This window comes from Pseudomonas sp. NUPR-001, assembly GCF_052147955.1.
Classification (GTDB): Bacteria; Pseudomonadota; Gammaproteobacteria; order Pseudomonadales; family Pseudomonadaceae; genus Aquipseudomonas.
Genome location: NZ_CP197353.1, coordinates 4926785 through 4950198 on the forward strand (window position 1 = coordinate 4926785; position 23414 = coordinate 4950198).

18 protein-coding genes are annotated in these 23414 nt (G+C 60.3%); 6 read left to right on the forward strand and 12 right to left on the reverse strand.

What is annotated here, in order from left to right:
• The first annotated feature begins 14 nt into the window (after window positions 1-14).
• From ACP6KB_RS22565 to ACP6KB_RS22575, 3 genes are read left to right on the forward strand one after another with little or no spacing between them, the layout of a single operon-like run.
• Window positions 15-923 carry a glycine betaine ABC transporter substrate-binding protein gene (locus ACP6KB_RS22565; protein ID WP_442109469.1) on the forward strand — a complete coding sequence of 303 codons (909 nt, stop codon included), beginning with the start codon at window positions 15-17 and terminating at the stop codon, window positions 921-923.
• Window positions 920-1573 (forward strand): ABC transporter permease, encoded by a 654-nt coding sequence (locus ACP6KB_RS22570; protein WP_442109470.1) that lies wholly within the window; start codon window positions 920-922, stop codon window positions 1571-1573. The genes ACP6KB_RS22565 and ACP6KB_RS22570 overlap by 4 nt, the downstream gene beginning before the upstream one ends.
• On the forward strand, window positions 1570-2724 hold the full coding sequence (locus ACP6KB_RS22575) for an osmoprotectant ABC transporter ATP-binding protein OsmV (protein ID WP_442109471.1): 1155 nt from the start codon (window positions 1570-1572) through the stop codon (window positions 2722-2724). Before ACP6KB_RS22570 ends, ACP6KB_RS22575 begins: the two co-directional genes overlap by 4 nt.
• A 68-nt stretch (window positions 2725-2792) precedes the next feature.
• On the opposite strand, the gene ACP6KB_RS22580 is transcribed toward ACP6KB_RS22575, so the two are convergent.
• The 3 genes from ACP6KB_RS22580 to ACP6KB_RS22590 all read right to left on the reverse strand — a co-directional run bounded on the left by ACP6KB_RS22580 (window position 2793) and on the right by ACP6KB_RS22590 (window position 6842).
• Complete coding sequence (locus ACP6KB_RS22580; RefSeq protein ID WP_442109472.1) at window positions 2793-5246, reverse strand: TonB-dependent siderophore receptor; 2454 nt, start codon at window positions 5244-5246, stop codon at window positions 2793-2795.
• A gap of 109 nt (window positions 5247-5355) precedes the next feature.
• Complete coding sequence (locus ACP6KB_RS22585) at window positions 5356-6336, reverse strand: FecR family protein (RefSeq protein ID WP_442109473.1); 981 nt, start codon at window positions 6334-6336, stop codon at window positions 5356-5358.
• A 17-nt stretch (window positions 6337-6353) separates the two neighbouring features.
• Window positions 6354-6842: a sigma-70 family RNA polymerase sigma factor gene (locus tag ACP6KB_RS22590; protein WP_442109474.1), complete on the reverse strand. Its 489-nt coding sequence runs from the start codon at window positions 6840-6842 to the stop codon at window positions 6354-6356.
• A 660-nt stretch (window positions 6843-7502) separates the two neighbouring features.
• Here ACP6KB_RS22590 and ACP6KB_RS22595 point away from each other — a divergent pair.
• Entirely contained in the window at window positions 7503-8666 is a 1164-nt protein-coding gene (locus ACP6KB_RS22595) for a type III PLP-dependent enzyme (RefSeq protein ID WP_442109475.1), read from the forward strand.
• Window positions 8667-8819: 153 nt separating this feature from the next.
• Here the strand turns inward: ACP6KB_RS22595 and ACP6KB_RS22600 are convergent, their stop codons facing one another.
• Window positions 8820-9578: a tetratricopeptide repeat protein gene (locus ACP6KB_RS22600; RefSeq protein WP_442109476.1), complete on the reverse strand. Its 759-nt coding sequence runs from the start codon at window positions 9576-9578 to the stop codon at window positions 8820-8822.
• A gap of 3 nt (window positions 9579-9581) precedes the next feature.
• Window positions 9582-10262: a Fe2+-dependent dioxygenase gene (locus ACP6KB_RS22605; protein ID WP_442109477.1), complete on the reverse strand. Its 681-nt coding sequence runs from the start codon at window positions 10260-10262 to the stop codon at window positions 9582-9584.
• 218 nt (window positions 10263-10480) lie between these two features.
• On the opposite strand from ACP6KB_RS22605, the gene ACP6KB_RS22610 reads away from it, so the two are divergent.
• A complete protein-coding gene (locus ACP6KB_RS22610) occupies window positions 10481-12781 on the forward strand; it encodes a TonB-dependent receptor (RefSeq protein WP_442109478.1) in 2301 nt (766 codons plus the stop codon).
• A gap of 104 nt (window positions 12782-12885) precedes the next feature.
• The gene (locus ACP6KB_RS22615) at window positions 12886-15438 is read left to right on the forward strand and encodes a PepSY domain-containing protein (RefSeq protein ID WP_442109479.1); all 2553 of its coding nucleotides are present in this window, start codon (window positions 12886-12888) and stop codon (window positions 15436-15438) included.
• A gap of 69 nt (window positions 15439-15507) precedes the next feature.
• Here ACP6KB_RS22615 and ACP6KB_RS22620 read toward each other — a convergent pair whose 3' ends face one another.
• From ACP6KB_RS22620 to ispG, 7 genes are all read right to left on the reverse strand, one after another.
• A complete protein-coding gene (locus tag ACP6KB_RS22620) occupies window positions 15508-16299 on the reverse strand; it encodes an amidohydrolase (RefSeq protein WP_442109480.1) in 792 nt (263 codons plus the stop codon).
• Window positions 16287-17435 (reverse strand): pyridoxal phosphate-dependent aminotransferase, encoded by a 1149-nt coding sequence (locus tag ACP6KB_RS22625; RefSeq protein WP_442109481.1) that lies wholly within the window; start codon window positions 17433-17435, stop codon window positions 16287-16289. The genes ACP6KB_RS22620 and ACP6KB_RS22625 overlap by 13 nt, the downstream gene beginning before the upstream one ends.
• A 147-nt stretch (window positions 17436-17582) precedes the next feature.
• Window positions 17583-19046, reverse strand: a complete 1464-nt coding sequence (gene der / locus ACP6KB_RS22630; RefSeq protein WP_442109482.1) for a ribosome biogenesis GTPase Der — start codon at window positions 19044-19046, stop codon at window positions 17583-17585.
• A 116-nt stretch (window positions 19047-19162) separates the two neighbouring features.
• A complete protein-coding gene (gene bamB / locus ACP6KB_RS22635) occupies window positions 19163-20305 on the reverse strand; it encodes an outer membrane protein assembly factor BamB (RefSeq protein WP_442114363.1) in 1143 nt (380 codons plus the stop codon).
• Between the two features lies 1 nt (window position 20306).
• Entirely contained in the window at window positions 20307-20948 is a 642-nt protein-coding gene (locus tag ACP6KB_RS22640) for a YfgM family protein (protein WP_442109484.1), read from the reverse strand.
• 39 nt (window positions 20949-20987) lie between these two features.
• Window positions 20988-22277, reverse strand: coding sequence for a histidine--tRNA ligase (gene hisS / locus ACP6KB_RS22645; protein WP_442109486.1), 1290 nt, complete (start codon window positions 22275-22277; stop codon window positions 20988-20990).
• Window positions 22278-22301: 24 nt separating this feature from the next.
• Window positions 22302-23411, reverse strand: a complete 1110-nt coding sequence (gene ispG / locus ACP6KB_RS22650; protein WP_442109488.1) for a flavodoxin-dependent (E)-4-hydroxy-3-methylbut-2-enyl-diphosphate synthase — start codon at window positions 23409-23411, stop codon at window positions 22302-22304.
• Between the last annotated feature and the right edge of the window lie 3 nt (window positions 23412-23414).

Genomic DNA, 23414 nt, shown 5'->3' on the forward strand with positions numbered 1-23414 from the left:
GCGAAGGAACTCCAATGAAAAGAATCGCCTTGTTACTGGGCGCGGCCCTGCTGTTCTCGGGATTTACCCACGCCGCGACAAAACCTGTGATTCGCCTCGGCGCGCGGGTGTTCACCGAGCAAACCGTGCTGGCCGAAATCACTGCTCGCTACCTCAATCAGCATGGTTTCGATGTACGCATCACGGGTGGGTTGGGCAGCAATCTGGCGCGCAGCGCGCACGAAACCGGGCAGCTGGACATGGTCTGGGAATACACCGGGGTGTCGCTGGTGTCCTACAACCATATCGAAGAGCGCATGCCCAGCGCGGCGGCCACCTACGCCAAGGTCAAGGCGCTAGATGCGCAAAAAGGCCTGATCTGGCTGACCCCGTCGAAATTCAGCAACACCTACGCCCTGGCCCTGCCGCACAAGATCGCTGAGCAGTACCCGCAGGTAAACACCATCAGCCAGCTGAACCAGGTGCTGCGTGAGGAACAGGACCGCGACCACCTGGTGGCCCTGGATACCGAATTCGCCAACCGTCCCGACGGACTGGTCGGCCTCACTGAAACCTACGACCTGCAACTGACCCGCCGCAACATCCGCCAGATGGATGCAGGCCTGGTGTACACCGCGCTGCGCAACGGCCAGGTGTTCAGTGGTCTGGTGTACACCACTGACGGCCGCCTGAGCGCCTTCAACCTGAAGCTGCTCGAAGACGACAAACACTACTTCCCCGACTACACCGCCGCCCCGGTGGTGCGCAAGGAAGTCCTCGATGCTCACCCGCAGTTGGCAACCCTGCTCAAGCCATTGGCCGAGCAACTGGATGACCAGACCATGCGGGAGCTCAACGCCAAAGTCGACGTCGAGCACCAGAGCCCAGGCAAGGTAGCCGCCGAGTACCTGCGCCAGCATCCACCTGCACAGGAGCAGCCATGACCATGCTCGATACTTTCATTCATCTGGACTGGGCCCAGGTGCTGCAACTGACCTGGCAACACATCACCCTGGTCGGTATTGCCGTGAGCCTGGCGATTCTCTTCGGTGTGCCGCTGGGCATTCTGATGACCCGCTTTCCGGCCCTCGCCGGTCCACTGCAAGCCTGCGCCACGGTGCTGCTGACCATTCCTTCAATCGCCCTGTTCGGCTTGCTGCTGCCGTTCTATTCGAAATTCGGCCAGGGGCTGGGGCCGCTGCCGGCGATCACTGCCGTGTTTCTTTATTCACTGCTGCCAATCCTGCGTAACACCTACCTGGCGCTGACCAATGTCGAGCCCGGTATCCGTGAAGCCGCACGTGGCATCGGCATGACCTTCGGCCAGCGCCTGCGCATGGTCGAGCTGCCCATTGCCGTGCCGGTGATCCTCGCGGGCGTGCGTACCGCCGTGGTGATGAACATCGGCGTCATGACCATCGCCGCGACCATTGGCGCCGGTGGCCTGGGCGTTCTCATCCTGACTTCCATCAGCCGTAGCGACATGTCGATGCTGCTGGTCGGCGCCTTGCTGGTGAGCCTGTTGGCCATCTTCGCTGACCTGCTGCTGCAAATCCTGCAACGTGCCCTGACTCCAGAAGGACTGCGCAAATGATCGAACTTCAACACCTGAGCAAGACCTTCCACGCCAACGGTAAAGACGTCAAAGCCGTCGACGCCGTGAGCCTGACCGTCAATGAAGGCGAGATTTGCGTATTCCTTGGCCCGTCCGGTTGCGGCAAGAGCACCACCTTGAAAATGATCAACCGCCTGATCACCCCGACCTCGGGCAAGGTGCTGATCAACGGTGAAGACACCAGCGGCCTGGACGAAGTGACCCTGCGCCGGCGCATTGGCTATGTCATTCAGCAGATCGGCCTGTTTCCCAACATGACCATCGAGGAAAACATCACCGTGGTCCCGCGCCTGCTCGGCTGGGACAAACAGAAATGCCACGAGCGCGCACGCGAGCTGATGAGCATGATCAAGCTTGAGCCTAAGCAGTATCTGCAGCGCTACCCGCGTGAGCTATCCGGTGGTCAGCAACAGCGTATCGGTGTGATTCGCGCCTTGGCGGCCGAGGCACCGTTGCTGTTGATGGACGAACCGTTCGGCGCGGTCGATCCGATCAACCGCGAGATGATCCAGAACGAGTTTTTCGAGATGCAACGCGCGTTGAACAAGACGGTGATCATGGTCAGCCATGACATCGACGAAGCGATCAAACTGGGCGACAAGATTGCGATTTTCCGCGCTGGCAAATTGATTCAGATCGACCATCCCGACACCCTGCTGGCGCACCCGGCCGATGACTTTGTCAGCAACTTTGTTGGCCAGGACAGCACCCTCAAGCGCCTGCTGCTGGTACGTGCCGAAGACGCCGCCGACAATGCGCCATCGGTGAGCCCGCAAACGCCGGTCAGCGAAGCGCTGGAGTTGATGGATGAGCACGACCGGCGTTATGTGGTGGTAACTGATGCGCAGAACAAAGCCATGGGCTACGTGCGCCGACGCGACCTGCACCGCCAGCAAGGCAGCTGCAGTGACTTCCTGCGCAGCTTCAATGCCACCGCTGCACACGATGAGCACCTGCGCATCCTGCTGTCACGCATGTATGAGTTCAACCGCTCGTGGTTGCCGGTGCTCGATGCCGAGCAAGTGTTTCTCGGTGAAGTCACTCAGGAATCGATTGCCGCTTACCTGAGTTCAGGGCGTTCGCGCGGCGGCAAGACCAGCATCGTCTCACCGGCTGAAGCTCTGGCCTGATCTCTCTGCGCCGCGATTGCGATATGACTGACACATCGCAATCGCGGGGCAAGCCCGCTCCTACGGGATCAGAAGCCTACGCTGGCTTGTACGTAGAAGGTGCGCGGCTCGCCGAGGTAGATACCCGAGTTGTTGTCGCTTGAGCGGGTGTAGTACTGCTTGTCGAAGATGTTCTTCACCCCCGCCGCCAGCTTCAGGTTCGACAGTTCCTGGCCAAAGTCATAACCACCACGCGCAGCCCAGGTCACATAACCTGGAATGTCACCGTACTGGCCATCAGCACTTGGCTCGGTGATGTAGTTGCCGTTGAAGCTGCCGTCTTTGTTCATCCCGGTACCCGGCGCACGCTGCTTCGATTGGGCGAAGGCATCGAGGTTCCAGGTCCAGCGATCGATCTGGTAACGCAACCCGGCAGTCGCCACTTGCCGCGAGTAGAACGGCAGGTCGCGACCCTTGAAGCCGGGGATCTCGCCTTCATAGGTGGCGCGGGTGTAAGTGAAGCCGGCGTTGGCACTCAGGCCCTGCAAGCGCGGATCGAGGCCCGACAGGTCGTAGCGCACCGACGCTTCAATCCCCTGGTGCTTGGTAGCGCCGAGGTTGGTCCAGCCAATGTCGTTGCTGATGTACTGCAGCTCATCGTCAAAGTCGATGTAGAACGCGGTCAGCTCGCCACCCCAGGTGCCGTTGTTGTAGCGCGTACCGATTTCATAGGTCTTGGCTTTTTCCGGCTCCAGGCCATTGGCGGTCTGGTCGCCCTTACCACCCTGGCCAAGCTGGAAGTACTGCAGGCTGCCGAACGAGGTTTCGTAGTTGGCAAACAGCTTCCACTCATCCGACAGGTGATACATCACGCTCAGCGCTGGCAACGGTTCGTTGCTGGAGATGCTGCGGTTTTTCTCCTGCACCCGCTTGCCATCAGTACCGATCACCGGGCGCTCGTGCCAATCGGTGTTGATGTGTTCAAAACGGATACCGGGGGTGATGGTCCAGTTGCCGACATCAATCTTGTCGTCGATGTAGTACGCACTGGCTTCAGTGCCACCGGTACGGTCCTGGTACACATGGCCGTCAGAGCCAGGTGCTGGGGTCGGTACGTTGTCGATCAAAGCCAGGCGAGTCGCCTGCTCGTGCATCGCTTCTTTAAGGTAGCGGTAACCGACGCTGACTTCCTGCGTGGTCGGGCCTGCGAAGAAGATCCGCGACAGGCGAGGCTCGATCCCGAAGGTGTGGTAGCTGCGCGGGTACGACGACAAGGTCTCTTGGTCACGGGCGGCGATACTGCTGCCACGGAAGCTGTCGGTGTAGTAGGTCAACACTTCGAACTGGGTGACATCGTCGATCTGGCGCAGGTACTTGAGCGATACGTCTTTGCGCCGTCCACTGAAGGTGTCGTAGTCACGGTCGGACTGGTACGGGTCGTCATCGAACTGCGCCTGGGTCAGACCGCCGGGCATGTCGGCCTTGGCATCGTAATAGTGAAAGTTCAGCCACAGTTCATCGCTGTCGGTGACCGCCCAGTGGGTTTTCAGCAGCACGTCATCGATGTCGTTGTCGTTGTTGCTGCTGCGGTAGCCATTGCCGTTGACCCCGGAATACAGCAATGCTGCGCCCAGGCCGTTGTCAGCGGTACCACCGAGAAACGCCGACTCGATATGCTTCCAACCACCATGACGGGAGGTTTCCATGGTGGTCGACAGCTCACCTGTAGCCTTCTCCGGAATCGCCCGAGTGACGAAGTTGATGACCCCGCCGACGTTTTGCGGGCCATAACGCACCGAGCCTGCACCACGCACAACGTCGATGCTGTCGAGGTTGCCCGAAGAGATCGGCGCCATCGACAACTGCGGCTGGCCATACGGGGCGAAGGCCGCCGGAATACCATCGATCAGCACAGTGGAGCGTGGCGACAAACGCGAAGTCAGGCCGCGCACACCAACGTTCAGTGCAATGTCACTGCCGCCGGTACCGTTCGAATCCTGCACCTGTACGCCGGGAATGCCACGCAATGCATCGCGCACGTTCATCGCGCCTTCTTCGACCATCGCTTCACGACGCACTACCGTACGCGCCCCCGGATGGTTCTGCACCACCGTTTCCTCAGCGTTTCCCAGCCAGTCGCCTACGACTTTGACGTCGGTGGGTGCCAGCTCAAGGCTGCCCGTGGTCAAAGTACCAGCGGTCTGGGCAGGTTTGAGCACCACGGTGCCCTGGGAAATCTCGTAGGTCAGCCCGCTACCTTGCAGCAGCGTCTGCAACGCCTGCTCCGGCGCCAGGGTGCCCGACACGGCCGGGGCTTGCTTGCCGGCGACCAGCTCAGGGCTGAAGAACAGTTGCAGCGAGGTTTGCTGTCCCAGTTGGCTCAGGGCCGAAGCCAGCGGCTGGGCCTGGATCTGGATAGCGGTTGTAGGCTCGTCAGCATAGCTGCTGGCAATACCGCCACTGACCGCCAGGGCCAGCGCCAGAGGCAGCAGTCGGGTACGCAAGCGTGGTGCAGAACGCGGGGAAAACTTGTTGTTGTTCACGTCTTCGAGAAATCCTGAGGGGCCGGATAAAATGCCATCTGCATGCAAATGGAAATGCTTGGCAGTTGCAGTTGGCCAGGAAGACGAACAACTGAAAAAAAACCTGAATTTATTTTGAAATTATTTCGCTGGAGCCATCGGCATGGGTCTTGATAGCCACGGGCAGGATGCTCGGCAGGGCCCGCAACAACGCATCGGTATCGTCACTGCTGAAGGTGCTGCTCAGGCGTAGCGCGCCTACTTTTCCATCGGCAACGCGCAGGGGTTGAGCGCGATAACGCGAGACTTCCTCAACCACTTCGCTCAATGGTGCGTCATTGAACACCAGCTTGCCGTTGCGCCAGGCGGTCAGTGCAGCAGCGTCCACTGCATAGGGTTTGGCGACCGTGCCGCGGGCATCGATGTGGGAGCCAAGCCCGGCGGTGAGCAATGCCTGGCTGGCATCACTGCCTTGCACGTTGACCGAGCCTTGCTCCACGGCTACCCGAGTGCGCGCCGGGTCCAGGCGCACGTCAAAACGGGTACCGGTGACCGTGACCGTGACCGTGCCCTGAGCGGTACTCACGACAAATGGCCGCGCGCTATCGTGGGCGACACTGAACATCACTTCGCCGGCCGTCAGCTGGATGCGCCGTTGCCCGGCACTGAAGTCGACCGTCAGTTGCGTACGGCCATTGAGTTCCAGATGCGAGCCATCCGGCAGATCGATCTGGCGGCGCTCGTTGAGTGCAGTGTGAAGCTGATCCTGATAGTTGAGCTGATGATGCTGCCAACCGAACCAGCCCAACCCCACTGCCGCTGCAGCCACACTCGCCGCCAAGGCTTGCTGAATGAAGCGCCGACGTGGCAGTTGGCGCACCGGGTCTGCCTGGCACAAAGCCTCAAGACGCGCACGCGGCAGCGCATCGGCTGCGCCCCAGAGCTGGGCGAGCACATCGTATTCGTATTGATGCTGAACGTGCTGTGCCAACCAGGTATCGAGTTGCGCCTGCGCCTCTGCGCTCAGCGCGCCGTCGCAGCGGCGGGCAAACCATTGGGCTGCCTCATCGCGCACGGCTTCTCGGCCACACGGGCACGCATCGTTATTCATGAAAACATTCGCCTGACTCATCTCGTCGACACATCCAGGTGCTCACGCAGATGCCGGAGCGTGCGAATCATATACTTTTCGACCATGTTCTTGGTCAAGCCCATGCGCTCGGCGATTTCCGCCTGGGTCAGCCCTTCGAGTTTCTGCCAGATGAACACCCGTCGGCAGTTCAGCGGCAACTGCGCCAGGGCCCGCTCAACGCTGTCTGCCAGCTCGATGGCATGCATGTAAGCCTCCGGGTCGCCACTGAGGTCGCTGCCGGGATCGATGATGTCTTGTTCAACGGCCTGACGGCGGTCTTCGCGGCGGTAGCCATCCACGGCAATGTTACGCGCGGTCTGGTGCAGATAGGCGCGCGGCTGCTCGACACCGGCCTGGTCATTTTCCAGCACCCGCACAAAGGCATCATGTGCCAGATCCTCGGCCTGCTGGCGATTGCGCAACTTGCGCGTCCAGGTGCCGATCAGCTCATGGTAGTGGTCAACAAAGCCTTTGTGTCGCGACACGATGCAGGGTCTTCGCCAAGCGTGGAGAATGACGCGAATAGTAATGTTTCTTATTAAGTCGGGCAATTGAAGTTCTTGGTGGGCGACGAAGCGTGCTGCGGGCAAAAAAAATTTGCCGCTGGACACCCTGGAAAGCGCTGCAAGGTACGAAAAAAAAATCGAACGGCTGGGCCTTTTTCTCGGTGCAGCAACCCGCTGCTTCTCACGCACCTATTTGAGGCTTTTTTAACGCTTTGGTCGCTAATTTCGCCGATCAGGGGATACACAAGCGAACTTGCCGAATCCCTGAACGTTCTCTGGGTATATCGGTATTTTTAACGCTTTTGTCATCAAATTGAACGCCTACTGTTTACCTGGGTCGGTTACAAAGTGGCTGGCCAAGACGGGGCGACAAACGTGTGCAAAATCGCGACGTTTTTTGTTGATCTTGAGCCCCTCAGGTCCTAAAGTTCGCGCCGAACGTCCATGCTGGAAACGATCCATCCGGCTCAAGTACTGACGACGAGACAGCAAGGTCACCCGTAGCTCGCTTTATCACGCACGGTTGACCTTTTTGCTTTCGGCGACATGCCTTGGGAAGTAGGCGAACCAAAGTGGGGATACGGAGGGCGTTCAGTTGCAGCCACTTTTTTATTCAGTTTGCCCATGGAGTCCCTAAGCATGTCGATTCAGGTCGAAGACTACTTCGCGCGCGATACCTTCCAGAAAATGAAGGCATTCGCCGACAAGCAAGAAACCCCGTTCGTGCTCATCGACACGCAGATGATCAGCCAGGCCTACGATGACCTGCGCGCCGGTTTCGAATTCGCCAAGGTCTACTACGCGGTCAAGGCCAACCCTGCCGTCGAGATCATCGACCTGCTCAAGGAAAAAGGCTCGAGCTTCGACATCGCCTCGATCTACGAGCTGGACAAAGTGCTTGGCCGTGGCGTCAGCCCTGATCGCATCAGCTACGGCAACACCATCAAGAAGTCCAAGGACATCCGCTACTTCTTCGACAAGGGCGTGCGTCTGTATGCCACCGACTCCGAAGCCGACCTGCGCAACATCGCAAAGGCGGCACCGGGTTCCAAGGTTTACGTGCGCATTCTCACTGAAGGCTCGACCACTGCCGACTGGCCGCTGTCGCGCAAATTCGGCTGCCAGACCGACATGGCCATGGACCTGCTGATCCTCGCCCGCGACCTGGGCCTGGTGCCTTACGGCGTATCGTTCCACGTTGGTTCGCAACAGCGTGACATCAGCGTCTGGGATGCGGCGATCGCCAAGGTCAAAGTGATCTTCGAACGCCTGAAAGAAGAAGACGGCATCGAACTCAAGCTGATCAACATGGGTGGCGGCTTCCCGGCCAACTACATCACCCGTACCAACAGCCTGGAAACCTACGCTGAAGAAATCATCCGTTTCCTCAAGGAAGACTTCGGTGACGACCTGCCGGAAATCATCCTTGAGCCAGGCCGTTCGCTGATCGCCAACGCCGGCATTCTGGTCAGTGAAGTGGTGCTGGTAGCACGTAAGTCGCGTACCGCTGTCGAGCGTTGGGTCTACACCGACGTGGGCAAATTCTCCGGCCTGATCGAAACCATGGACGAGTCCATCAAGTTCCCGATCTGGACCGAGAAGAAAGGTGAAATGGAAGAAGTGGTTATCGCAGGCCCGACCTGTGACAGCGCCGACATCATGTACGAGCACTACAAGTACGGCCTGCCGCTGAACCTGGCCATCGGTGACCGCCTGTACTGGCTGTCGACCGGCGCCTACACCACTAGCTACAGCGCCGTAGAGTTCAACGGCTTCCCGCCGCTGAAAGCCTTCTATCTGTAATGAAGAACGGGCCGAAAGGCCCGTTTTTTTGGCTAAGGCTTCACCGGCCCTTTGTGGGGGCAACTGTCTTGCACCACTTGTGGGAGCGGGCTTGCCCCGCGATTGCGGTTTGTCTGACACACCGCAATCGCGGGCCAAGCCCGCTCCCACCGATCAAGCCTGTGCTTGCAACTGCGCCAAACGTGCGGCATACGCCTGTGCCAGGCTGCGAATTTCAGGCTGCTCTGCGTGCTCCAGCGCAGGTCCGGCTACTCGCAGAAAATTCGCGTTACCGCCCTCCAGCGCTTGCTGCAACCACATCAAGGCATCTTGTGTGCGCCCTTGAGCGGCCAATACCCCGGCATGGCTGAACTGCCCACGAAAATCCCCGGCCTCAGCCGAGCGTTGATACCAGCGCTGTGCACCCTGAACATCACCCGGACAATGCACGCCATCTTCCAGATAACGACCCAGTAGATTCATCGACTTGGCGTGGCCCTGCTCGGCCGCCTGCCGGTAACAGGCCAGTGCCAGCACATGATCCTGACTGACACCACGGCCTGTGGCCAACAGGTTGGCGTAGTTGTAGAGCCCCCAGTCCAGCCCACGCTGTGCTGCCTGCCGGTAGTGACGTGCGGCCTGAGCCTGATCAACTTCACCGCCCCAGCCATGCTCCAGGCAGCGCCCGAGCATGTTGTCAGCCATGACGCTGCCCCCCTCGGCGGCAATGGCAAACCAGCGCCGCGCCAGGCTTGGGTCTTTCTCGATGCCACGGCCGTCGAGCAGGATCTGCCCCAGCAACAATTGCGCCTCGACGATGCCCTGCCCGGCCGCCGCCAATATCGCCTGGGCTGCCTTGGCTGGGCTGTGTTCAAGCATCTGGCTGAACTGCTCGCTGTCCAGTTCCTGGCGGTTACGCAACGCAAAAGCCATGACTCAGACCTCGACCCAGCGGCGCAACAGGTTGTGGTAGGTACCAGTAAGTTGGATCAACGCCGGGTGCTCGGGCATGTCGGCGGTCAGCGCCTGGATGGCGTTGTCCATCTCGAACAGCAAGGCGCGCTGGCTGTCTTCGCGCACCAGGCTTTGTGTCCAGAAGAACGCAGCGTAGCGTGCACCCCGGGTCACCGGGTTGACCTTGTGCAGGCTGGTGCCCGGGTACAGCACCAGATCGCCTGCGGCCAGCTTCACCTGCTGTACGCCGTAGGTGTCCTGAATCACCAGTTCACCACCGTCGTAATCCTCAGGGTTGCTCAGAAACAGCGTTGAGGACAGGTCAGTACGCACCCGCTCGTGGCTGCCACGGGGCTGACGCAAGGCGTTGTCGATGTGAAAACCGAAATTGCCCCCTTCGCGATAGCAATTGATCAACGGCGGAAACACCTTGTGTGGCAATGCCGCCGACATGAACGTCGGGTGCTGCCACAAGCGTTCGATCAAGGCCGTGCCGATTTCCTTGGCCAGCGGATGGCCTTCGGGCAGTTGCAGGTTGTGCTTGGCCTTGGCCGACTGATAGCCCGCGGTGACCTTGCCGTCTGCCCATTCGGTCTGCTCCAGCGCTTCACGAATACGCATGACTTCCTCGGTGGAGAACAGTCCGGAGATGTGTAGCAGCATGGCGCAGGCACCTGTGAGCAAAAGAGATGCCAATGGTATTGATTCCCATTGATCAACCACAAGCCTTTTCAGATGGGTGCGACGTTTCAGCTCAGCAATCCGGAAGTTACAAATTGTAAAGATTGTAAATTTCGAACAAATAGCAATCCTTCTCAATTGTTACTCATATTTGTTTACATTATATTTCGCGGCCTTTGAAACCGGGGAAGGGGACCACCATGCCGCGTCACTACGTGCCAACCGCTGTCAGTTCACCACGCTTGCTCGCCTCCGCCATCGGCGTGGCACTCACTGCCACCTCTGCAGCGCACATGGCGTATGCCGCAGAAGCCGAGCCAGCCAAGAACGGCGCGATTGCCCTGGACGCTACCAGCGTGACCGGTCAGGCCGATGCGGCAAACACCGACTACAAGGTGGAAAGTGCCTCTTCGCCGAAGTACACCGCGCCGCTGATCGATATCCCGCGCAGCGTGACGGTGGTCCCTCAGCAAGTCATCAAGGACACCAACGCCCTCACCCTGCAGGACGCCTTGCGCACTGTACCGGGTATCACCATGGGTGCCGGTGAAGGTGGCAACCCGTCCGGCGACCGCCCGTTCATTCGCGGCTTCGACTCCCAAGGTTCGATGTACCTGGACGGCGTGCGTGACACCGGCTCGCAAACCCGTGAAATCTTTGCCATTGAATCGGTAGAAGTGGCCAAGGGCCCTAACTCGGCCATCGGCGGTCGCGGCGCTGCAGGCGGCACCATCAACCTGGTGAGCAAGCGCGCGCACCTGGGTAACTCCACCGACGGCGCATTCACCTGGGGCTCGGACCAGACCCAACGCTACACCTTCGATGGCAACTACCAGTTCCTCGACACCGCGGCGTTCCGTCTGAACCTGATGAGCCACGAAAGCAATGTCGCCGGTCGCGATGAAGTCAACTACGACCGTTGGGGCGTGGCGCCGTCGCTGGTATTCGGCCTGGGCACAGAAACCCGCCTGTACCTGGACTACTACCACGTAGAAAGCAACGACCTGCCAGACTCCGGTATCCCTTACAGCCTGAAGTCCGGTAGCTCGGCCAACCGTACTTCGGCGAACCCCGACAAGCCGACTGACGGCGGCGACAGCAACAATTTCTACGGCCTGGTCGATCGCGACTTCTACAAGAGCCGTGCAGACATCGCCACCATCGCCCTGGAACATGACCTGAGCGACTCGCTGACGATCAAGAACACCCTGCGTCACGGCAGCACCCTGCAGGACTACATCTACAGCCAGCCGGACGACAGCAAGGGCAACATCCTCAAAGGCGAAGTATGGCGCCGTCCGAACAACCGCGTGGCGAACACCACCACGACCACCAACCAGACCGACCTGTTCGGTGAGGTGTACATCGGCGGGTTCAAGAACACTTTCTCTACCGGTATTGAGCTGAGCCGCGAAGTCTCGAACAAAGAAGGCTACGACGTTACCGGGTTCAAATCAGGCGATTGCTCCACCGGCGAAGGTTTGATTCCGGGCGTGTGCACGTCATTCCCTAACCCCGACCCGAATGAAGCATGGGGCGGTAGCGTTGCGCGTAACGATCTGGGCACCGATACCGCTGGCAGCACCCGTGCCATTTACCTGACCGACACACTGGAGTTGGACCCGGCCTGGTTGCTGACCATGGGCCTGCGTTACGACCACTTTGAGACCAAGGCCAAGACCAAAGCCTTGAATAAACAGGGTGCCGTTACTCAATTCAAAACCGAAGACACCAGTGAGTTCATCACCGGTCAACTGGGCCTGACCTGGAAGCCTGCTGAAAACGGCAGCATCTACATTTCCTACGCGACCTCGGCGACGCCTGCCGGTGCTTCGTTGGGTGAAGGCAGCGACGGCAACCCTTTGCTGACCGCTACCACCACCAGCGAGCTGAAACCGGAAGAAACCACCAACTATGAAATTGGTACCAAGTGGGATCTGCTGGATCAGCGCCTGAACCTGACGGCTGCGGTCTTCCGCACCGAAAAAGAGAACGCCCGCGTACTGGTCGACGCCAACACCTACCAGAATGCTGGTAAAAGCCGCGTCGACGGCCTGGAACTGACCGCTACTGGCAAGCTGACCAACAACTGGCAAGTGTTCGCCGGCTACACCTACCTCGACTCCGAGCTGGTCGACGGTGGCTCCCAGAGCGTGAAAGGTGTGCTGGTCGACGGCTACAACGACGGCAACCAGATGCCTAACACGCCGAACAACAGCCTGACCTTGTGGACCACCTACAACGTCACGCCGAAGCTCACCGTCGGTGGTGGTGCGTTCTACTCTGACGACGTCTTCGGCAACGTCACCAACAGCGTGATGGTCGATTCGTACTGGCGTTACGACGCAATGGCCAGCTACAAGCTGACCAAAAACGTCGACCTGCAGTTGAACGTGCAAAACCTCACCAACGAGGTCTACTACGACAAAGCCTACGGCGCTCACTACGCCAACCAGGCCCCGGGCCGCACTGCCCTGCTGACCACCGCCGTGCACTTCTAAGCACGCTGACCAGCAAGCCCCGTTCACTTCGGTGAGCGGGGCTTTCGTGTATCAGGGCATAATACGCGTCGCATTCGCATTTGCAGCAAGACAAGGTGATAGATGTGCTGAAGAAATCCCTGTTTCAACTGCACTGGTTCTTCGGCATCACTGCCGGCCTGGTGCTGGCCTTGATGGGAGTTACCGGGGCAATCTGGGCGTTCCAGGATGAACTGCTGCGCCTGTTCAACCCCGACGTGCTCAAGGTCGAGGTACGCCAGGAAGGCGTGTTGCCAATGCCCGAACTGGTGCGCCGGATCGAAGCCGAGCAAGGTGACAAGGTGGCGATGCTGTCGGTGGCCTCTGAAGGCGACACGGCCGCACGCGTGTTCTTCACCCCACCGCCCGGCGAGCGCCGCGGCTTGATGCGCTACGCCGACCCCTATACCGGCAAACTCCAGGGCGAGGTCAGCGGTCAGGCCTTCTTCGACCTAATGCTGCAACTGCACCGTTTCCTGGCCATGGGCGACACTGGCCGACAGATCACCGGTGCCTGCACCTTGATGCTGATTTTCTTCTGCCTATCCGGCTTGTACCTGCGCTGGCCGCGCCAGGCGCTGAACTGGCGCACCTGGCTGACCCTGGACTGGGCCCGGAAAGGCCGCGCGTTCAACTGGGATCTGCATGCCGTGTTCGGTACCTGGTGCCTGCTGTTCTACCTGCTGTTCGCCCTCACCGGCCTGTTCTGGTCGTATGAATGGTACCGCGAAGGCCTGAACAAACTGCTCGCCGATGCCCCGGCGGCAGGCGAACAGCACAAGCGTGGTGAAGGCCGCGGGCGCCCAGGCGGCGCACCGGGCAAAGACGCCAAGCCGCTGGTGGTTGACTATGACGCGGTGTGGGCCAGCCTGCAGGCTGTCGCCGGCCCGAAGATGAGCAACTACAACCTGCGCCTGCCACCAGCCGGCGGCCAGCCCGCGATGTTGTTCTACCGCCTTGAAGGCGCCGCGCACGAACGCGCCTTCAACACCCTGACCTTCGACCCGGCCAACGGCCAGGTGAAAAAGGTCGAACGCTATGACGACAAGTCCTTCAAGGCGCAATTGCTCGCCAGCGTCTACGCGTTGCACGTGGGCAGCTATTTTGGCCTGACCGGACGCATTCTGTTTGCCATCGCCAGCCTGACCATGCCGCTGTTCTTCGTGACCGGCTGGTTGCTGTACCTCGATCGTCGGCGCAAAAAACGCCAGGTACGTGCGGCGCGCAGCAACCTGCGGCCTGCCGAAACGCAAGGCAACAGCTGGTTGGTGGGCTTCGCCAGCCAGAGCGGTTTTGCCGAACAACTGGCCTGGCAAACCGCTGGCCAACTGCAGGCCGCCGGGGTGCCCGTGCAGGTACGTCCACTGGCCGAGCTGACCGAAAATGATCTGCACCAGGCTGAACGCGCGGTGTTCGTGGTCAGTACCTTCGGTGATGGTGAAGCCCCCGACAGTGCGCGCGGTTTCGAGCGCAAAGTGCTCGGCCAACCGTGGGCGCTGAGCAACCTCAACTACGCCCTGTTGGCCTTGGGCGACCGCCAGTACCCACAGTTCTGTGGGTTCGCCCGCCGTCTGCAGGCATGGCTTGGCGAGCGTGGCGCCACCAGTGCCTTCGCCCCGGTGGAAGTCGACAGTGCCGACCCGGCGTCCCTGCAGCTATGGCAGCAGAAACTGGCACAACTGACCGGCAGCACGCCACCCGCCGCGTGGCAGGCACCGGTATTCGACAACTGGACGCTGACTCAGCGCCAGTTGATGAACCCCGGCAGCCAAGGCTCGTCGGTTTACTTGCTGGGGCTGACGCCGCCGCAACCCACGCAGTGGCAGGCCGGTGATCTGGTGGAAATCCTGCCGCGCAACAACCCGCACAGTGTTGAGCAGTTCCTGCGCGGGCTGGGCCTGGATGGCCAAGCGCGGGTCGAGGTCGACGGCCTGCAGGAGAGCCTGCTGCAAGCGCTGGGCAGCCGCCAGTTGCCCAGCAGCCGCGAGCACTTGGTCGGCTTGCACGCCCAGGCCCTGGTGGATGCCCTGATTCCACTGGCAGCGCGTGAATACTCGATTGCCTCGATCGCCAGCGATGGCGTGCTGGAACTGATTGTGCGCCAGGAACGCCACCCCGATGGCAGCCTGGGCCTGGGTTCAGGCTGGCTGACCGAATACCTGGCGGTGGATAACAGCGTCAGCTTGCGCCTGCGCAACAACAGCGGCTTCCACGTGCCGGCGCCGGCAACACCGATGATCTTGATCGGTAACGGCACCGGCCTGGCCGGCTTGCGCAGCCTGCTCAAAGCCCGCATCGCAGCCGGTGAGCAGCGCAACTGGTTGTTGTTCGGCGAGCGTAACCAGGCGCACGACTTCCTCTGTGGTGATGAACTGCAAGACTGGGTGCGTACCGGTGAACTGGCGCGGTTAGACCTGGCCTTCTCGCGCGATCAGGCACACAAGGTCTACGTGCAGGATCGCTTGCGTGAACAGGCAGTTGAATTGCGTCGCTGGCTGGATGAGGGCGCGTCGATCTACATCTGCGGCAGCCTGCAAGGCATGGCCAGTGGTGTCGATGCAGTGCTCAATGAAGTGCTTGGGGCTGCTCGGGTCGAGCAGTTGATCGAGGCGGGGCGTTATCGGCGCGATGTGTATTGAGTGATCGCGGGGCAAGCCCGCTCCTACAGGAATAAACGCTGTAGGAGCGGGCTTGCCCCGCGATTGCGTTCAATGCAGTTCGAAGGTATCGGCATCCAGATTAGCCGGAAAGCGCGTGCGATACGCCGCCAGATCGGCCGAGCTCAACACCACGGTAAACACCCCGTCCGCCTCCCCCGCACTCAGCAAGCTCTCGCCCTGAAAGTCCAGGACCTGGCTGTCGCCCGAATAGGCGAAACCCTTACCATCAGTACCTACCCGATTCACCGCCGCCACATAACACAGGTTCTCAATCCCCCGAGCTGGCAACAAACGGTTCCAGTGCTGACGACGTGCCGCTGGCCAGTTGGCGGTGTACAGCAACAGGTCGGTGTCTTGCGCGTCACGGCTCCACACCGGGAAACGCAGGTCATAGCAAATCAGCGTGCGCACCCGCCAGCCCTTGACCTCGAACTGCACCTGACGCTCGCCCGGGGTGTAGTGCTTGTGCTCACCGGCCATGCGGAACAGGTGGCGCTTGTCGTAGAACAGGATCTCGCCATCCGGTCGGGCCCAGAGCAAGCGATTGCGGTGGCTACCATCAGCGGTCTGGATAATCACACTGCCGGTTACCACTGCATCGAGCTTCTTCGCCTGGCTTTTCAGCCACTTATAGGTCGGGCCGTTTTCCGGTTCGGCCAGGCTCTCGGACTCCATTGAAAAGCCTGTGGTGAACATCTCCGGCAGGATGATCAGGTCAGCCCCTCGGGCTTGCTCCAACAGGGTTTCGAAATGCTCGTAGTTGGCCAGACGGTCGTGCCAGGCCAAGGTGGTCTGGACCAAGGCAACTTTCAGATTAGGCAGAGCACTCAGATCGCGCATAGCTTCTCCGCTGCCTGGCGCAGCGTCTCCTCGCGTTTGGCAAAACACAGGCGCACCAGGCGCTGTTTGGGAATGGCTTGCTGGTAGAACACCGACACCGGAATGGTCGCCACGCCGTGCTCACGGGTGAGCCACAGCGACATCTCGACATCGTTGAGGTCCGGGCGAATCGCCGAGTAGTCGACCAGCTGAAAGTAGGTGCCGCGGGTTCGGCTGAACTGGAAACGCGACGCTTCCAGCAGGTCGCAGAACAAGTCGCGCTTGGCCTGGTAAAAACCCGGCAGCTCTTCGACATGCTCAGGATGCTCGGCCATGAAGTCGGCCAATGCCCATTGCAACGGTGTCACACCGCAGAAGTTGACGTACTGATGGACCTTGCGCAACTCGCTGCTCAAGGCCGGTGGCGCGACCACATAGCCGGTTTTCCAGCCGGTAACATGGTAAGTCTTGCCAAACGAACTGACCACGAAGGCACGCTGGTACAGCGCTTCAACGCTCAGCACACTGGCATGCTGCACACCGTCGAACACCAGGTGCTCATACACTTCGTCGCTGATCAGGTAAATGTCGCGCTCGGCAATCAACAACGCCAGCTTGTCCAGGTCGTCGCGGCTGATCAGCGCACCACTGGGGTTGTGTGGCGAGTTGAGAATGATCATGCGCGTACGTGGGCTTAGCGCGTCGGTAAGCTTCTGCCAGTCGATGGCAAATTGGCCGTCAGTGAGCTGCACATGCATACAACGCCCGCCGGCCAGTTCAACCGCAGGCTCGTAGCTGTCGTAGCACGGGTCGAAGACAATCACTTCATCACCACTGCGAACCACCGCATGGATAGCGCAGAAGATCGCCTCGGTAGCGCCTGGGGTGATGGTGATTTCTGTCTCGGCATCGACACTGACGCCATAGCTACGAGCAATTTTGCTCGCCACTTGCTGACGCAACGCCGGCAGGCCGGTCATCGGGCAATATTGGTTGTGACCGGCACTGACATGCCGACCTACCGCATCAAGCAGGGCTTGCGGGCCGTTGAAATCAGGGAACCCTTGAGACAGGTTCAAGGCGCCGGTTTGCACGGCGAGTTGGGACATGGTGGTAAAGATGGTCGTGCCGACATTCGGCAACTTGCTGCTGATCATGGAGCCCTCTTTTCCTGCAGAACAATCCGGCGTTCAAGGGAACGAGCATAGCGGATTGAATGGTCAGGAAAAAGGTTGTAACCGTCGCAGCCTGATCGCGGGGCAAGCCCGCTCCTACTGTAGGAGCGGGCTTGCCCCGCGATACACTCAGCGCTTGTCTCTGCGCTTCTTCTCAGCTTTCTTGTGGTGCGACATCAAGCGACGCTTCTTGTTGACCTGACGGTCAGTCAAGGTGTTCTTGTTGCCTTCATACGGGTTGTCACTGCCTTTGTACTCGATACGGATCGGCGTACCGACCAGCTTGAGTACCCGGCGGTAGGTGTTTTCCAGGTAGCGCGAGTAGGACTTGGGTACTTTCTCGACCTGGTTACCGTGGATCACGATGATCGGCGGGTTGGCGCCACCCAGGTGGGCGTAGCGCAGCTTGATCCGGCGACCATTGACCATCGGCGGCTGGTGATCGCTGACCGCGTCTTCGAGGATCTGGGTCAGGCGGCTGGTCGGCCAGCGGGTCACCGCCGACTTGAACGAAGCCTGTACCGATTTGTACAGGTTGCCCACGCCAGTGCCATGCAGCGCCGAGATGAAGTGGATGTCAGCGAAGTCGACGAAGAACAACCGGCGCTCAAGCTCGGTCTTCACATAGTCGCGCTCGCTCGGCTGCATGCCGTCCCACTTGTTCAGGGCGATGACGATGGCACGACCGGCTTCCAGGGCGAAGCCCAGCAGGTTGAGGTCATGGTCAACCACGCCTTCACGGGCGTCCATGACGAAAATCACCACGTTGGCGTCTTTGATCGCCTGCAGGGTTTTGACTACGGAGAACTTTTCAACTTCTTCGTGGATCTTGCCGCGCTTGCGCACCCCGGCGGTGTCAATCAGGGTGTACTTCTCTTCATCACGCTCGAACGGGATGTAGATACTGTCACGCGTGGTGCCCGGCTCGTCGTACACCACCACACGTTCTTCGCCGAGCATGCGGTTGACCAGGGTCGATTTGCCGACGTTCGGACGACCGATGATGGCGATCTTGATCCCATCTTTTTCGCTCGGCCCCGGAATGCGCACGGCTTCCTCGCCTTCGGCGACGTCCTCGTCGAGGGCTTCGTCTTCCTTGTCACGTGGGACTTCGCCCAGCACCAGCTCCATCAGGCCGTTGATGCCGCGGCCCTGAGAGCCAGCCACCGGAATGGCGTTGCCCATGCCCATCGGCGCGAACTCGGCGCGGGCGGTGTCCGGATCGATGTTGTCGATCTTGTTGGCCACCAGGAACGACTGCTTGTTGCGCTTGCGCAGGTGCTCGGCAATCATCTGGTCGGCTGCGGTCATACCGGCGCGAGCGTCGACCAGGAACAGCACGTAGTCGGCTTCTTCGATGGCCATCAGCGATTGCTCGGCCATTTTCTCGTCCATGCCCACTTCGTCGCCGGTGATACCACCGGTGTCGATCAGGATGTAGGTGCGGCCCTGCCAGCGGGCTTCACCGTACTGGCGGTCACGAGTCAGCCCGGACAGATCGCCGACGATTGCATCGCGGGTCTTGGTCAGGCGGTTGAACATGGTGGATTTACCGACGTTCGGTCGGCCCACCAGGGCGATTACGGGAACCATGCGGCTCTCCATTGCATAAATTCAGAAAATACAAAGGCCGCTGCACTGCAGCGGCCGGAGTTCGGGCGGCACCCAAAGTGCCGCAGCCCGAGGCCTGTACGGCCTCAAGCATAGCCTCAGCGGATGGTCAGCGCCTCGAGCTTGCCGCTGTTGCCGTACACATAGATGGTGTCACCCACCACCAGCGGACGGGCACGCAGGCCATCGCTATCGATACGCTCACGACCGACGAAGCGACCATCAACCTGGCTGAGCAGGTGCAGGTAGCCTTCCAGGTCACCCACCGCTACGTAGCTGGAGAACACTTCCGGCGCCGACAGCTGACGACGGGCCAGCGAATCGTTGGTCCACAGCGCACTCGAAGAGCGCTCATCGATACTTTCCACGGTACCCGAAGCCAGGCTCACGTAGACGTTACCGAAGCCCTGGGCCACACCGTTGTAGCTGGAGGCATCGCGCTGCCACAGCACCCGGCCGCTTTCCAGATCAAGGCCGGCAACGCGCCCCTGATAGCTGGTCACGTACAGGGTACCGCCAGACAGCAGCAGGCCACCGTCGATGTCGACAACACGGTCAAGCTCAGAGCGGCCTTGCGGAATAGCGACACGCTGTTCCCACACCGGCACACCGTTACGGGTATCGAGTGCGACGACTTTACCAGTGGACAGGCCCGCGACCGCCAGATGGTTGGTCACGATTGGCGCACCGGTACCGCGCAGGGTCAGTACTGCCGGAGTGCTTTCGTAGATCCAGCGGCGATCACCGGTGCTGGCGTCCAGGCCAATCACGCGGTCGTCCTGGGTTTGCACGACCACAACGTCACCGTTGCTGGCAGGCGGCGCCAGTACTTCACTGGTCACCCGCGAGCGCCAGCGCTCTTCACCAGTGCTGGCATCCAGCGCGATCACATCGCCACGCAGGGTGCCGAGCATGACCAGGCCATAACCGACACCTACCGCGCCGGAAACAGGCAGTTCAAGGTCCTTTTTCCAGGCCACGTCACCGTTGTTGCGATCCATGGCCATTACGATGCCGGTTACATCGGCAGCGTAGATACGATCATTCTCGATCGCCGGGACCAGCATATTGAAGGATTCGCCCTGACCGTCACCGATCGAACGGCTCCACTGCTTCTTCAGGACCACTTCCTCGGTGAACTTGGTCAGCTCGGCCGGTGGCAATTCCTTTTTGCTATTGCTGCTGCAACCCACGGCCAGAAGGGCCAGGGTCAGCACTGCTGCATGTTTCCAACCGATCACGTCACGCATCCCCTTTGGCCAGGTCGTCGAGCTTGAGTTGCAAACCACCGATCGCAGCGTCATCAGACAGCGCGGCCTTGGCCTTTTCATAAGCGGCATGCGCATCAGCAGCACGCCCCAGCTGTACCAGCAAGTCACCTTTGAGCTCTTCGCGGCTGGCCAGGAACGCTTTATCGGCGTCGCCATCGAGCAGTTTCAGTGCGTCTTCAGCCTTGCCCTGGGCAGCCATCACACGTGCCAGGCGCTGACGGGCGATTTCGCCCAGGGTCGCGTCGGCTGGCTTGTCGACGATAGCCTTGAGTTCGGCTGCAGCATCATCAAGCTTGTTGGCCTCGACCGCGACCTTGGCCACGAACAGGCTGCCGTACTGGGCGTAGGCAGAACCGCCAAACTCGTTCTTGAGTTTGCCGGACAGTTCAGCAACCTTGGCAGCATCCGGTTCGCCACTTGGCGTCAGGGTGGTTTCCAGCAGGGCCTGATAAAGGTTCGAGGCGCCTTGCGACTGGTTGCCCTGGTACTTCTGGAAGGCTTGCCAGCCAAACACTATCACCAGTGCCAGCAGGCCGCCGGTTACCAGTGGCTTGCCGTTGCGCTGCCACCAGTCCTTGAATGCCGCCAGCTGTTCATCATCGGTACTCGACACCCCAATACTCCTTTTCACCAAATCGGCTGTTGAACCGCTTCACGCCTGCGCGAGGGAAGCTTCCAGGTGCTCTGCCAGAGCATCCCAGGCAATGTTTTGTTGTTCGCCCTGGCCACGCAGGGGTTTGAAACCTACCACTTGTTGCGCCAGTTCGTCGTCCCCCAGGATCAAGGCGAACAGCGCATTACTCTTGTCGGCCTTCTTGAACTGGCTCTTGAAGCTGCCAGCACCGGCGTTGACCTGCAAACGCAGGTTCGGCAGGCGATCACGCAGACGCTCGGCCAGGGTCAAGCCCGCCAGCTCCGCCTGCTCGCCGAAGGCGCACAGGTAGACGTCGACGGTGCGGTTGATCGACTCCGGCACTTGTTCCAGGGTTTCCAGCAGCAAAATCAGACGCTCGATACCCATGGCGAAACCAACACCCGGGGTCGGCTTGCCGCCCATTTGCTCAACCAGGCCATCGTAGCGGCCACCGGCACACACAGTGCCTTGCGAGCCGAGTTTGTCAGTGACCCACTCGAACACCGTCTTGCTGTAGTAGTCCAGACCACGCACCAGCTTGGTGTTGATCACGAACGGAATACCGGCGGCATCCAGTCGGGCCTTCAGGCCTTCGAAATGCACCCGCGACTCTTCGTCCAGGTAGTCTTCAAGCTTCGGCGCGCCGACCAGTACCGCCTGGGTGTTGGCATCTTTACTGTCGAGGATGCGCAGCGGGTTGGTTTTCAGGCGACGCTGGCTGTCTTCGTCCAGTTGCTCCAGACGCGCCGAGAGGAACTCGACCAGCGCATCACGGTAGCGAGCACGCGCTTCGCTGGTGCCCAGGCTGTTGAGTTCAAGCTTGACTGCGTCACGGATGCCCAAAAGGCCCCACAGGCGCCAGGTCAGCACGATCAGCTCGGCATCGATGTCCGGGCCGTCGAGGTTGAAGACTTCGACGCCGATCTGGTTGAACTGGCGATAACGACCTTTCTGCGGGCGCTCGTGGCGGAACATCTGGCCGATGTACCACAGCTTCTGCACCTGGCCACCGCCAGTGATACCGTGTTCGAGCACAGCGCGCACACAGGCTGCGGTGCCTTCCGGGCGCAGGGTCAGGGAGTCACCGTTACGGTCGGCAAAGGTGTACATCTCTTTTTCGACGATGTCGGTCACTTCACCGATCGAGCGTTTGAACAGCTCGGTGAACTCGACGATCGGCGTGCGGATCTGACGATAGCCGTAGGTGTCCAGCAGGCCGGCCACGGTGCTCTCGAAGTAGCGCCACAGTGGAGTCTGCTCGGGCAGGAGGTCGTTCATGCCACGGATGGCTTGCAGCGATTTGCTCACGAAAAGTCCTTACGAATCTGGGTATCAGCCACGGGCGATCAACGCCGCGTCGGCTTCGGCCTTTTCGGCCGCTTTCTGGCGGATGAGCCTTTCCAGCTCATCGACCAGGTTGTCATTGGTCAGCTTCTGCGACGGCTTGCCATCGATGTAGATCAGGTTCGGCGTACCACCGGTCAGCCCGACATGGGCTTCCTTGGCTTCACCAGGACCGTTGACCACACAGCCAATCACGGCCACGTCCATCGGTACCAGCAAGTCTTCCAGGCGCCCTTCCAGCTCGTTCATGGTTTTCACCACATCGAAGTTCTGCCGCGAGCAGCTCGGGCAGGCGATGAAGTTGATGCCACGCGAACGCAGGTGCAGGGACTTGAGGATGTCGTAACCGACTTTGACTTCCTCAACCGGATCAGCCGCCAGGGAAATGCGAATAGTATCGCCAATTCCTTCGGCGAGCAGCATACCGAGGCCGACAGCGGATTTCACCGTGCCCGAACGCAGACCACCGGCTTCGGTGATGCCCAGGTGCAGCGGCTGAACGATCTGTTTGGCCAACAGGCGGTAGGCTTCGACGGCCATGAACACGTCGGAGGCCTTGACGCTGACCTTGAAGTCCTGGAAATCCAGGCGGTCGAGGTGCTCGACATGACGCATGGCCGACTCGACCAATGCGGCTGGAGTAGGCTCGCCGTATTTTTTCTGCAGGTCTTTTTCCAGGGAACCGGCGTTGACGCCGATGCGGATCGGAATACCGCGGTCGCGCGCAGCATCAACCACTGCCTTGACGCGATCTTCACGGCCGATGTTGCCCGGGTTGATACGCAGGCAATCAACACCCAGTTCAGCCACGCGCAGGGCGATGCGGTAGTCGAAGTGAATGTCGGCGACCAACGGCACGCTGACCTGCTGCTTGATGCGGCCGAAGGCCTCTGCGGCGTCCATGTCCGGTACCGAGACACGGACAATATCGACGCCAGCATCTACCAGGCGATTGATTTGCGCCACGGTGGCAGCAACGTCATTGGTGTCGGTGTTGGTCATGCTCTGGACGGCGATGGGGGCATCGCCGCCGACAGGTACATTACCTACCCAGATTTTTCGCGATTCGCGACGTTTGATCGGTGATTCGCCGTGCATGAC